This window comes from Acetobacter senegalensis (genome assembly GCF_001580995.1).
Classification (GTDB): Bacteria; Pseudomonadota; Alphaproteobacteria; order Acetobacterales; family Acetobacteraceae; genus Acetobacter; species Acetobacter senegalensis.
On record NZ_LHZU01000112.1, the window covers coordinates 1 to 12,203 of the forward strand.

The following is a 12,203-nucleotide window of genomic DNA, read 5'->3' on the forward strand; positions in this document are numbered from 1 at the left end:
ATTACCGAGTCTCTTGAGCGGCTGTTACTCCGCCTGAAACAGCAGCCTCCTGCCTGATATCCATTTTATTCCAATCATTCAGACATCACTCAGCTTTCAGCGCCCATAAAAAATGCCGCCATGAGAGTGGCGGCATTTCCCCGTCAACGGCTCTCCAAAGACTGTGACCTTTTGTCAGTCAGGCCGCTGGATCAGTTCAATCTTGTAGCCGTCCGGGTCTTCAACAAACGCGATAACACTCGTGCCGAATTTCACGGGTCCGGCCTCACGCGTCACTTTGCCTCCACCAGCCCGCACCTTTTCTACGGCATCGGCAACATCTGGCACGCCTACGGCAAAATGTCCGAATCCTGTACCCACGTCGTAGCCGTCATCCTTGCCCCAGTTATAGGTCAGTTCAATTTCGGCTTCTCCCGCAGCGTTATCTGCGTATCCTATAAAAACCAGAGTATACTGGCCTTCTGGCACTTCCCGACGGCGTAATTCATGCATCCCCAGCAATTTGTAGAAAGCGATGCTGGTATCCAGATTTTTTACGCGAACCATGGTGTGCAAATAACGGGGCATAGGTCGTCCTCTCTTCAGTGCTCTGCGGTCTAAAAGAATTCTACACAGTATGGTTCACACAAAAAACCGTATGAGCTTTTTGAAAACAGAGGCTCCCAAACCCTCATGGACACGCGACGGTCCGAGTTTCAGCCAGCAAATGTCTCTGGCGTAATGGCTATCAGGAACAAGCCGGCCTGATCAGCGGCGGCAATGCAGGCTTCACGATCAGTCATCAATGTGTGGCCGGCTTCAAAGGCAATCCCTTTCAAGCCGGCAGCATCAGCATTCCTGACGGTAGCTGGCCCGATCGTCGGCATATCGGCGCGCTTTTCCTGTCCAGGTTTCAACATTTTGACCAGCACACCGCCGTCACCCGGCTGACGGCATTCACCTGCGCGCGCTAACATGCGGTCCGTGCCCTCCATGGCCTCCACAGCCAATACAAGGCCATTCTGCACCACGCAGCCTTGCCCGATGTCCATGCGCCCCAAAGCCTGCACAACCTCTATGCCGCGCTGGATATCAGCCTTCGCCTGTTCATCCGGAACGATACCCCCCAGCACCCCGGGTCGCGCTACAGACTGCGCGAGAAATTCATGCGCACCACGAACGGTAAACCCTTCTTCCCCCAACAGACGCACAAGGGCCGCCAACAAGCCGTCGTCCCCCGCGAACAAGGCGCGTCCCAACCTTGCGAGAATACGTGCGCCTTCTGCATCAGGATACAAACTACGGAGAGAAGGGCGACGGATTGGGCCTATCAGCACCAGATCCGTGCACCCATGGGCGCGCAGAAGAGAGAGCATCCGTCCGGCTGCACCCAGCCGAACAGTTTCATGAGGCCAAGGCGCAATGACCTCTGGCTCAGCAAATCCTTCAAAGCCTAGAATAAAAACCGGACGCCCCGCAGCCGCAGCCGCCTCGGCAACACGGGCTGGCAGAGGGCCTCCCCCTGCCAGAATACCGACAGCGCCCGTTTGTGCGCTCACGCGCCCTCGGTTTCTGCCGTGCTGAAGTCACCCCGTGCTACGCGCACCAATCCGCGTTTGCTGGGGCCATCTATGAAGTCGAGAATTTCACGCACGCGCACATCATCGCCAAATTCACGACGCACCACATCCAGACGCGATGCGAATGTACCGTCCTCGTCCGTCTTTGGATAAAGCGTGAAAAACGCCTTGCGCATCCTATGAATTTCAGCCGATTGCACCCCATTCCGGCGCAACCAGATCCAATGCAGCCCCACCAGACGCGCCCGGTTACCCAGTACGCTGCCATAGGGAATCACATCAGCTTCCACACCGGCCACGCCGCCTACAAGGGCCGCATGGCCAATACGCACAAATTGATGAATAGCGGCAGAGCCCATGACTCTGGCATCATCTTCAATCGTGACATGACCGCCCATGACCACGTTATTGACAATAATAACGCGGTCACCCAGCCAGCAATCATGCGCCACATGAGCATTGGCCATGATCAGCACATCATTACCCACGTGCGTCAGACCGCTGCCCGTTGCCGTGCCACGATGAATGGTAACGTGCTCACGCACTACAGTTCCGGCGCCAACCTCACACCGGGTTGGTTCGCCTTTATATTTCAGATCCTGCGGTGCCATACCAACGGTGCAGAAGGGAAAATAACGTGACCCCTCCCCCAACCGCGTATGGCCATCAATAACAACGTGGGAAATCAGTTCCACATTGTCTTCAATCACCACATTCGGGCCAACCGAACACCAAGGCCCAATCACCACACCACGTCCAAGCCGGGCTTCCGGTGCAACAATGGCAGACGGATGAATAACCGCTACCCTGTCTTTTCCTACAGCGTGCACCACCTCAGCTCCTCTCTTGCTTGCGCCACGCCTGCGCCTGTTTACGCATGAACCGTGAGCAGCCTTGCCTCAGAAAGCGGGCGTTTTCCGGGCAAAAATCGTCTCTTTCAAAAATTAAAGCGTTAAAACGCCTCATTCAGCCCATGATCATTGCACTGAACGTGGCTTCTGCCACAATCACATCATCCACTTTGGCCACACCACGGAATTTCCAGACATTGGAACGGTTCCGTTCCTTCTTCACGTGGATGCGCAACTGATCGCCTGGCTCTACAGGACGACGGAACTTTGCGCCTTCAATGGTCATGAAATAGACCAGCTTGCCTTCAAAGGCCTTGCCCAGTGTCAGAACCACAAGAGTGGCTGCCGTCTGAGCCATGGCTTCCACAATCAAGACACCCGGCATGACAGGCCGCTCGGGGAAATGTCCCTGAAAAAACGGCTCGTTGACGGAAACATTCTTGATACCTGTTGCCTCTTCTCCCAGGACGATTTCCACCATCCGGTCGATCAGAAGAAAAGGATATCTGTGCGGAATCGCCTGCATAATGCGGTTGACGTCAATCTTATCGATTGTCTGTACGTCCTGCTGCGACTCTTGTTTCGTCTCCACGTCCCCTAGACCACCCTGCTCGGCCGGACAGCGCCCGGCATGTGTTCACTGTTTACCCGAACCGCCTTCAGCCGATCCGGACGCTTTCTTGGCCAGTTTGCGCAACACTGCAACATTCCGGAAAAACTCCCGGAAGGGCATGGCCGGACTGCCAATAACATCCGCGCCACTTTCCACATCGGACATCACGCCGCACTGTGCGCCAATACGTGCCTTGGCACCAATACGGATATGCCCGATCAGCCCCGCCTGCGCCGCCACAGTCACAAAATCTTCCAGCACGGTAGAACCGGAAATTCCTGCCTGAGACACCACAATGCAGCACCGTCCAAGACGGGCGTTGTGGCCGATCTGAACAAGATTGTCGAGACGCGAGCCCGCACCAATAACCGTATCATTCACTGATCCGCGGTCTATGGTGGTGTTGGCTCCTATTTCCACATCATGCTCAAGCACCACGCGGCCCAGTTGCGGCACGCTTTCAAACCCGTTCGGGCCGACAGCGAAACCAAACCCGTCCTGCCCGATCCGTGCACCCGGCAGAATAATCACGCGTTCGCCAAGAACCGCATGGGAGACCGTAACATGATTGCCGATCCGGCAGTCCTGCCCAATCTGCACACCCTGCCCCACAACTGCGTGCGAACCGATAATGCAACCGGCACCGATTTCAGCGCCTGCTTCAACAACCACAAAGGGGCCGATCTCGCAGGTAGAGTCTACCTTTGCGGTAGCATCAATACAGGCTGACGGATGAATACCGGGTTTTACAGGCTTTTTGGGATGGAACAGCCGCGCCACCCGTGACCACGCCAGATAAGGCTTGCTTGACACAAGTGCAGCGCAGTGAGGGGGCACCTTATCAGCAAAAGCAGGTGCAACAATCACCAGTCCCGCTTTTGTTTCTTCCAGCAGCGGAGCATAGCGCCGGTTGTCCAGAAAGCTGACCTCCTGCGGGCCAGCCACCTGAAGCGGCGCTATACCGGTATAGCCGGTAGCAGACAACGCTCCCTCCCGAGGAGGAAGCAGAGAGGCCTCAGCCGCATCTGCCAGAACCTGAGCCTCAAACGGACCAGACCGATTGAAAAACCGGGGATCTGCTGGCCCGGAAGAAGATGTCTGCCGCCCTGTCATGCTTATTTTTTCGGAGCAGCGGCAGGAACGGGAGCAGGCTCAGATGAACCAGCCTGCTGCTGGTCTGCGTCTGCCGTTGTCGGCATCTTGCCAGATTTTGCCAGCTCTTCCGGGTCCACATTGGCTTCCGGAATAAACACGCCCGGCAGAATGCCGTTCAGCTGCTTCGCAACTTCATTGGTAATATCCTGGCCGTCCACATGCAGAGCAACCTGCTCGCTGTGCAGAACCAGATTCATACCGTGAGATGCCGCAACTTTCTGAATGACCTGCACCAGTTCACGCTCAATCTGGCCCAAAGAAACCTGAGCAGCTTCCTGAATGATCCGGTTACGATTACGGAAATCACGCTGCGCCTTCATGACGCGCGCCTGAAGGCTGCGTTCACGCGTCTGGATCTGATCAGACGTCATGGTTTTTGCCTGTGCCTGAAGCTTCTGCTGCTCATCACGCCAGCCAGCCTGCTCTTTCTGCAGATCCTGTGCCAAAGCATCCCGGCGGCTGCCAAGAACACGTTCCACCTGCATGGCTGCAGAGGACTGACGCATTACGCCAGAGACGCTGATAACCCCGATAATGGTGGTAGGCGGCGCAGCACCTTTTGGAAGATCCGGCGCAGAAGGAATGGGCGGAAGAGGCAATACAGGCGGAGCCTGATCTGCTTCCCCACTATCAGACGGCGGTGCAGGCAACTGAACAGGAGCCGGTGCTGCACGGTGAGGGGCATGAGCCGCTGGAGGAGGAGCAGGCTGCTGCGCGGCCTTCGGCACGAACCAGCCGCCGCCGCCAGAACTCTGCGCCATGGCCATGGGAGCCAGCGCAACAGAAAATGACAGGAGAGCCGCACCAAAAACGGCTTTTCTGCAGAAATAGGGCATCATTACCTCAGAATTGCTGGCCGAAGCCAAAGCGAAGAAGCTGCGTGCGGTCATTGTGGCTACGCATAACGGGAACACCCAGATCGATGTTCAGCAAACCAAAAGGACTCTTCCAGGAGAACCCGGCACCAGCACTCACACGCGGCCGCAACGTATCACCACTCACACGCGTATAGTAAGGCGCATCTGTGACAGGGTTTGTCAGATTTCGACGGACGCGCAGCCCGGCCACACTACCCGAATCAACAAACGCACGCCCCTTGACCCCCATGTCACTCAAGAACGGGATGGGGAAGTTCAACTGAGCCGAGGCATTATACATGAACCGGCCACCCAGCAGATCTTCAGACGAATGTCCGGCATACCCCACACTACGCGGACCCGCACCACCATCAAGGAAGCCGCGCAGGTTGTTACCACCCAGATAGAAGTTATCAATAATATCGTGGCGACCACCGCCCCAGTCCGTCATGTACCCCATGCCGGCCCGGAAAGACGCAGTCCATTCATGGCTGTTGGTCAGATCATCAAGCGGGATGTAATAGGCCCCGTTGATCTTGCCACGCACATAGCGTTCATCCCCGCCCAGCCCGGCAAAATCACCACCGACGGACACCATGTAACCGCTATGCGGCGCCATGTGATTATCGCGGGTATCATACACCAGATTGGTGCTGAGCTGAGAAAGGAGCGACTTACCGGACTGATCCAGAATGTACCAGGAGGACTCGCTCCACGTATCACCCACGCTACGGCGAATGAGGCTATAGTTCCAGGACTGAGACAGATAGCGATTATAGGCATACCCCATACGGAGCGTGATCCCATACCGGCTTTCTGAATAGTTCTGGTAGGTCTGATACTTGTTCTGGATGCCGAAAATATCCACACCGGCAACCAGATTACGCCCAAGGAAGGCCGGATTGGTCAGAGAGAAATCCGCCTGCTTTTCCCACAGGGACATCGTGCCGGACAGACCGGCATCAACCCCGGTCCCCAGCAGGTTATGCTGCTTCAGACCGATGTTACCAATCACGCCCACGTCTGTTGAATACCCACCACCAAGCGAGAATTCACCCGTGGGCTTTTCGACCACGCTAACGGCGACGTTTGTGCGATCCTGCGCTGACCCAGGTGTTTCATCAATAGAAACACTTTTAAAGAAACCCAGATCCTGCAACGCGGCCTTGGCATACTTCTTGTAGCTGGGTGTGTACGGATCGCTTTCCGCAAACGGAAGCTGGCGGCGGATAACATTATCCTGCGTCACCGTGTTTCCGTTCACATCAATCCGCTCGATATAACGACGCGGCCCTTCGCTGACATCAAACAGAAGATTGACCACCCCTTTTTCAGGGTTCCGGGCAATTTCAGGATGCACCATGGCAAAGGGATGCCCCTGCGCCTGAAGGGTTTCTTCCATGTCGGTCGCGTTATCCTGCACCGCCTTGCCATCGTACCACTGATGCGCAAACAGTTCGATGTATTTACGCAGGGACTTGGCAGGAACGTGGCGCAGGCTGGAGCGAATATCCACTTTACCCAAACGGTACCGTGGCCCCTCATCCATCGTGAACGTCACATAGAACGATTTTCTATCCGGTGAGAGTTCACCAGTGGCGTTCTTGATCTGGAAGTCCACATACCCGTTGCTGAGGTAGAAACGACGCAGCAGTTCCGCGTCATACTTCAGACGATCAGGGTTATATTCATCAGAGGACGAGAAAAAGCGGTACCAGGCTGTTTCTTTTGAAGACACAACACCAGACAGGCGTGCTTCCCCAAACGCTTTATTCCCCACAAAGGCGATTTTGCGGATAAGCGTCTGCGGCCCTTCGTTGATCTGGAACACCACATCAACGCGATTATGCGCCAGACGGATAACCTGAGGCGTTACCACTGCGGCATAGCGTGCCTTCTGGGCATAGACCTCAAGAATTTTCTGGCGATCATCAGCCGTATTTTCTGCCGAGAACACAGCACGCGGACGCAGGGAGATAACCTTCCGCAGGTCTTCATCCTTGGCGGCGTGATTGCCCTCAAACACAATGCGATTGACAATGGGATTTTCCACCAGCCGCACGTGCAGGATGTTCCCCTCGCGCCGCAGGGTCACATCCCGGAACAGACCAGTGGCGTAGAGGGTCTTCAGCGAACGGTCCAGATCATCCTGACTGAAAGAATCTCCGGGCCGGACCACCATGTAAGACAGCACGGTATTCGTCTCGATCCGGGTATTACCCGTGACCTGAATATCCTCGATCACCCCCCCGGAACGCACCGGAGTAGATGTGGAGGCAGTGAACCGACCCTGGCGCTCTGCCGTTACGGCTGCAGGTGGGTCCGCTTGGACAGCCGGTGCCCTACCGGCCGCTGATGCGCTACTGCTTCCCTGAACAAGGAAAGGAAGAAGGCAGACAGAAACAAAAAGGGCTGAACGCTTACCCGTCAAGATATGCCACCCTCCATCCGGGTCGTTCTGTAGTCAGGAGCCGATCTCCCACCGTTGTGCCGCCCGCAGGGGGACGTATCCGATATAACCCTTGTCACGCAAGTTCTTCCGATCCAACCCTGCTGTAATTCAGCCAACAAGAGACGCAATCCATTTGAACAATCCAAAACTGGAAAGATCATTAAACGTCGAAAACAAGAACAGACCCGCAAGAACGGCAAACCCAGCCTGAAAACTGATTTCCTGAATCCGCTTCGAGACCGGACGTCCCCTGAGTGCTTCTATGGCATAAAAAACCAGTCTGCCACCATCAAGAAGCGGCACGGGGAATAAATTTATTAGACCGAGGTTTACAGAAAGCAAAGCCATGAAAGACAGCAGACTGGCAAAACCATACTGCGCCACCTGCCCGGAAAGCTGAGCAATCTTGAGCGGACCGCCCAGATCCTTGGCCGTATGCTGGCCTGTCAGGATCTGCCAAACGCCCTGCAGCGTCTGAACGGAAACTTTCCAGGTTTCCTCCACACCCGCCACAACAGCATGGGGCACGGACATGGGTTTACCAACCTCTGTTGCAAACATCACACCCAACTGACCATGCGGCTTGGCGCTGGCCGAGTCCGTAACACTTCCGATGGTAATGGGAAGATCCATGTCCTGCCCATTGCGACGTACGGTCAGCGTTGTCTGTGCGCCTGGCTCCGCCATAACGGTGCCCTGCACATCTTCCACGCCGGTTACCTGATGCGTGCCGATTCTACGAATAACGTCTCCAGGCTGCACCCCGGCTGCCGCCGCTGCACCATTGGAGACAACAGAGGCGATCTCGTTCCGCACCGAGGGCTGCCCTGCGGTGGAAAACAGCAGGGTAAACAGCACAATAGCCAGCAGGAAGTTGAAAACCGGCCCTGCCAGAATGACGATAGCGCGTGACGCAACGGATTTATCATGAAATGTGCGGCCCGGAATCCAGGCAGCTTTCTGCTCCGGGGTAGCATCCTCCGGGTCCTCAAACCCGTGAGGGCGCACATAGCCGCCCAGCGGAATGGGGCAGATACGCCATTCCGTTCCACTGCGATCATGCCAGCGGAACAGTGCCGGTCCGAAGCCGAGAGAGAACACCTCCACATGCACCCCCCGCCAGCGGGCTGCCAGATAGTGCCCCAGTTCGTGAATAGTCACGAGCACGCCCAGGACAAAGGCGAAGGAAACAAGTGTACGCAGGTATTCGTGTATCATGATAATCCGAGTATCGGCTCAAACGTGCGTGAACTCAACCCGCGTAGGCAGGAGTCAGAGCCAGCGCCTCCCGTCGGGCCTGTTCATCCCAATGCAGAACGGCCTCCAGCGTATCGGCAGGCGGTGCTCCCAGCTTGGTCATCACGCGTTCCACAACACGGGCAATGTCCAGAAAGCCAATCTGTTCGTTCAGGAAGGCCTCTACCGCCACCTCGTTGGCGGCGGACAGAATGGCGGATGCAGCCCCGCCCGCACGCAGTGCCTCACGAGCCAGCCGCAGCGCCGGGAAACGCTGCTCATCAGGCGCTGAAAACTCCAATGTGGCATAAGCCGCCAGATCGAGACGAGGAGATGTGGTGGCCATCCGCTTGGGCCATGCCAGCGTATGCGCGATGGGAATCCGCATGTCGGCTGATCCGATCTGGGCGATCAGACTGCCATCCGTATATTGCACCATGCCATGTACGACGGACTGAGGATGCACCAGCACATCAATCCGGTCTTCCGTCAGACCGAAAATACGGGCTGCCTCAATCACTTCCAGCCCCTTGTTGAACATGGTGGCGGAATCGATGCTGATTTTTGCCCCCATGCTCCAGGTCGGGTGCTTGAGGGCTTGTGCGGGCGTTGCGGCTTCCATCTCGGCCACAGACGCCTTGCGGAACGGGCCGCCAGATGCGGTGAGGATGATTTTTTCCACCTGATCAAGCTGGCGGTCCGCCATGGCCTGAAACACAGCGTTATGTTCGGAATCCACCGGAAGCAGGGTCGCACCCGCTTCCTTGACGGCGCGGAGCATGACATCTCCGGCACAGACCAGCGCTTCCTTGTTGGCCAGAGCGACAGCCTTGCCATGCCGCACAGAAGCAAGGGTAGGCTCGAGCCCGGCTGCGCCAGTAATGGCCGCCATTGTCCAGTCTGCCGGAAGCGCTGCCGCATCAATCACGGCCTGACGCCCGCACGCCACTTTTGTGCCGCTACCCTTTAGCAGGGCAGAAAGCTGTTCAAATGCGCTTTCATCCGCAACTACAGCCAGTTCTGCGTTCAGGCTGCGCGCCTGCTCTGCCAGACGGGTTGCGTTCTTGCCACCCACAAGCGCCCGTACCTGGTACTGCCCCCGCGCCTGCTCAAGCAGATCAACAGTGGAGCAGCCAATACTGCCAGTGCTTCCCAGAACGGTTACGGTTCTCATGGTCTTTATTTCCAACCCAGACAATGGCGGCACCGAGCAGCACGGCTTCAGCCACCTGATCCACCCTTAACCCGGCAGTTTCCCTGCCAGAGCCGCGAATACGGCATGGAGCCCCGCCTGCCAGAACGGCACGCCAGCCCCCACACACAAGGACGCCACCGCAGCCAGAGGCGCAGCAGCCACCAGACCGTCAAAACGGTCCAGCAAACCACCATGCCCCGGCAACAGGGTTCCTGAATCCTTTACACCCAGCGCGCGCTTCATGGCGCTTTCAGCCAGATCACCCGTCTGTGCCGCCACACCCAGTAGCGCAGCCCAAACCGCAGCCGTAGGAATACCGCCCTGCCCGGAAATCTGCGCAATCAGGCTGCCAGCCAGAACAGCGCCAACCAGACCACCGACCGCACCAGACCGTGTTTTACCGGGAGAAATACGCGGTGCCAGCTTTGGGCCACCAACAAGCCGCCCGGTCAGGTAAGCGCAGCTATCACTTGCCACCACCACACAGACAACAAACAGAACCGGCATCACGCCGCCCAGCCGCAACCATTGCAGCGCAGTGCCAGACAGAACAATGACACACATGACGGCGCACAAAGGCGCGCCGAAAACCAGAGATGTGACGCAGAAAATGGGGAAGGTATCCCACCGCCCGGTTGCCGCTGCCAGCCCGGCACCCAGCGCCCAGAGCACGTAAACGATACCCCGCCAGGATTTTACGGAAACACCCAGCAGCGTAGCGGCTTCCGCCGCCATACCCGCCATGACACCAATAATAAGGATTTGATACAGCAGGCCGCCCGCGCCAATGCCAATACCGGCCACAGCCACCAGCACAATAGCGGACAAAAGCCGAACCCGCAGATCCCGCCAGGCGCTTTTATTGCCTGCGTCACTCATACGGAAGGCCGCGCGCCAAAACGGCGCTCGCGCCGGGCATATGTATCCAGCACGGTTGCAAAATGCCCTTCATTGAAGTCGGGCCAGAACACTTCCAGAAAAACCAGCTCCGCATAGGCGCTCTGCCAGAGCAGAAAGTTTGACAACCGGAACTCGCCACTTGTCCGCACCACCACATCCGGGTCCGGCACACCTGCCGTCCAGAGTTTGTCTGCAAAAAGGGTTTCCGTAATCTGGTCGGGTTTCAGGTCACCCTGCTGCACGGCCTGCGCCAAGCGCCGCGCAGCCTGCACAATATCCCCCCGCCCACCGTAGGAGAGCGCAAGCAACAGGGTGATCCGGTTATTGTTGCGCGTCAGGGTTTCCGCACGCGCCAGTTCCTCGCGCAGGGAAACATCAAAGCGCGCCAGATCGCCAATAAAGCAGATCCGCACGCCTTCACTGTGCAATTCCGCAACCTTGTGCCGGAGATAAAAGCGCAACAGACTTGTGAGGTCAGCAACTTCTGTCGGCTCACGCTGCCAGTTTTCCGAGGAAAACGCATACAGCGTCAGGTATTTCACGCCACGATGGATGGCTGCCCGCAAACAGCGGGAAACGGCCTCTGCCCCGGCCTTATGGCCAGCAAGGCGCGGCAGCCCTCTTTCAGCCGCCCAACGCCCGTTACCATCCATGATTACGGCAACATGCGCAGGGATAATCGCTTTACTGTCCGTTTTCCCTGCTGACATTGCCGGCACTGATCCACCACGAGGAGGCTGAGAGAAAAAACCTGACGCCACAGACCTCAGACCTGCTTGATCTCGCGGTCTTTTTCAGCCAGCAGATCATCAATTTTTTTCACATACTGGTCAGTCAGTTTCTGAATGGCGTCAGACCATGTCTTTACGTCATCCTGGCTGATTTCACTTTTCTTTTCAAAACCTTTGGTTTTGTCCATGCCATCACGCCGCACACCGCGCACGGCCACCTTGGCACCTTCAGCGTAGCGGGCTGCGGCACGCGCCAGTTCATGGCGACGTTCTTCGGTCAACTGCGGAATGGGCACGCGGATAATCTGACCATCAGCTGCGGGGTTAAGGCCCAGGCCCGAATCACGGATGGCGCGTTCAACCGCCCCCACCAACCCGCGGTCCCACACCTGTACGGTCAGCATACGGGCTTCCGGCACAGCGATAGAACCAACCTGCGTCAGCGGCACTTCCCCACCATAGGCTTCCACACGCACCGGTTCGAGCAGTGCCGGGCTGGCACGGCCAGAACGCAGGCCCGCAAAATCACGGCGGAGACTGTCCAGCGCGCCATCCATACGGCGCGTCAGGTCATCCATCAGAGCATTCAGATCAGACACGGTTTATTTCTCCCGTTTCTCTGGGCGGCATTTATCCCACCCCTTAGACAAGCAA

General features: G+C 57.1%; 12 protein-coding genes. All 12 read right to left on the minus strand.

All coding sequences use genetic code 11. The annotated features are described in order from the left end of the window. Window positions 1-174: 174 nt before the first annotated feature. Entirely contained in the window at window positions 175-567 is a 393-nt protein-coding gene (gene gloA, locus AD948_RS04795; protein WP_061470949.1) for a lactoylglutathione lyase, read from the minus strand. A 128-nt stretch (window positions 568-695) separates the two neighbouring features. Next, the gene (locus AD948_RS04800) at window positions 696-1,538 is read right to left on the minus strand and encodes an LpxI family protein (RefSeq protein WP_061470950.1); all 843 of its coding nucleotides are present in this window, start codon (window positions 1,536-1,538) and stop codon (window positions 696-698) included. Continuing rightward, window positions 1,535-2,389, minus strand: a complete 855-nt coding sequence (lpxA, locus tag AD948_RS04805) for an acyl-ACP--UDP-N-acetylglucosamine O-acyltransferase (protein ID WP_006559472.1) — start codon at window positions 2,387-2,389, stop codon at window positions 1,535-1,537. The genes AD948_RS04800 and lpxA overlap by 4 nt, the downstream gene beginning before the upstream one ends. Before the next feature lie 136 nt (window positions 2,390-2,525). Next, window positions 2,526-3,002, minus strand: coding sequence for a 3-hydroxyacyl-ACP dehydratase FabZ (gene fabZ, locus AD948_RS04810; protein WP_081473609.1), 477 nt, complete (start codon window positions 3,000-3,002; stop codon window positions 2,526-2,528). A gap of 45 nt (window positions 3,003-3,047) precedes the next feature. Beyond that, window positions 3,048-4,136, minus strand: a complete 1,089-nt coding sequence (gene lpxD / locus AD948_RS04815) for a UDP-3-O-(3-hydroxymyristoyl)glucosamine N-acyltransferase (protein WP_006559475.1) — start codon at window positions 4,134-4,136, stop codon at window positions 3,048-3,050. 2 nt (window positions 4,137-4,138) lie between these two features. Further along, window positions 4,139-5,017, minus strand: coding sequence for an OmpH family outer membrane protein (locus tag AD948_RS04820; protein ID WP_006559476.1), 879 nt, complete (start codon window positions 5,015-5,017; stop codon window positions 4,139-4,141). Between the two features lie 4 nt (window positions 5,018-5,021). Then, window positions 5,022-7,466, minus strand: a complete 2,445-nt coding sequence (gene bamA / locus AD948_RS04825; protein WP_058988436.1) for an outer membrane protein assembly factor BamA — start codon at window positions 7,464-7,466, stop codon at window positions 5,022-5,024. Between the two features lie 129 nt (window positions 7,467-7,595). Beyond that, the gene (gene rseP, locus AD948_RS04830; RefSeq protein ID WP_211264436.1) at window positions 7,596-8,708 is read right to left on the minus strand and encodes an RIP metalloprotease RseP; all 1,113 of its coding nucleotides are present in this window, start codon (window positions 8,706-8,708) and stop codon (window positions 7,596-7,598) included. Window positions 8,709-8,739: 31 nt separating this feature from the next. Continuing rightward, complete coding sequence (gene dxr / locus AD948_RS04835) at window positions 8,740-9,897, minus strand: 1-deoxy-D-xylulose-5-phosphate reductoisomerase (RefSeq protein WP_061470951.1); 1,158 nt, start codon at window positions 9,895-9,897, stop codon at window positions 8,740-8,742. 66 nt (window positions 9,898-9,963) lie between these two features. Beyond that, on the minus strand, window positions 9,964-10,797 hold the full coding sequence (locus tag AD948_RS04840; protein WP_082782303.1) for a phosphatidate cytidylyltransferase: 834 nt from the start codon (window positions 10,795-10,797) through the stop codon (window positions 9,964-9,966). Beyond that, the gene (gene uppS / locus AD948_RS04845) at window positions 10,794-11,528 is read right to left on the minus strand and encodes a polyprenyl diphosphate synthase (protein WP_061470952.1); all 735 of its coding nucleotides are present in this window, start codon (window positions 11,526-11,528) and stop codon (window positions 10,794-10,796) included. The genes AD948_RS04840 and uppS overlap by 4 nt, the downstream gene beginning before the upstream one ends. Before the next feature lie 56 nt (window positions 11,529-11,584). After that, window positions 11,585-12,127: a ribosome recycling factor gene (frr, locus tag AD948_RS04850; RefSeq protein ID WP_039903382.1), complete on the minus strand. Its 543-nt coding sequence runs from the start codon at window positions 12,125-12,127 to the stop codon at window positions 11,585-11,587. Between the last annotated feature and the right edge of the window lie 76 nt (window positions 12,128-12,203).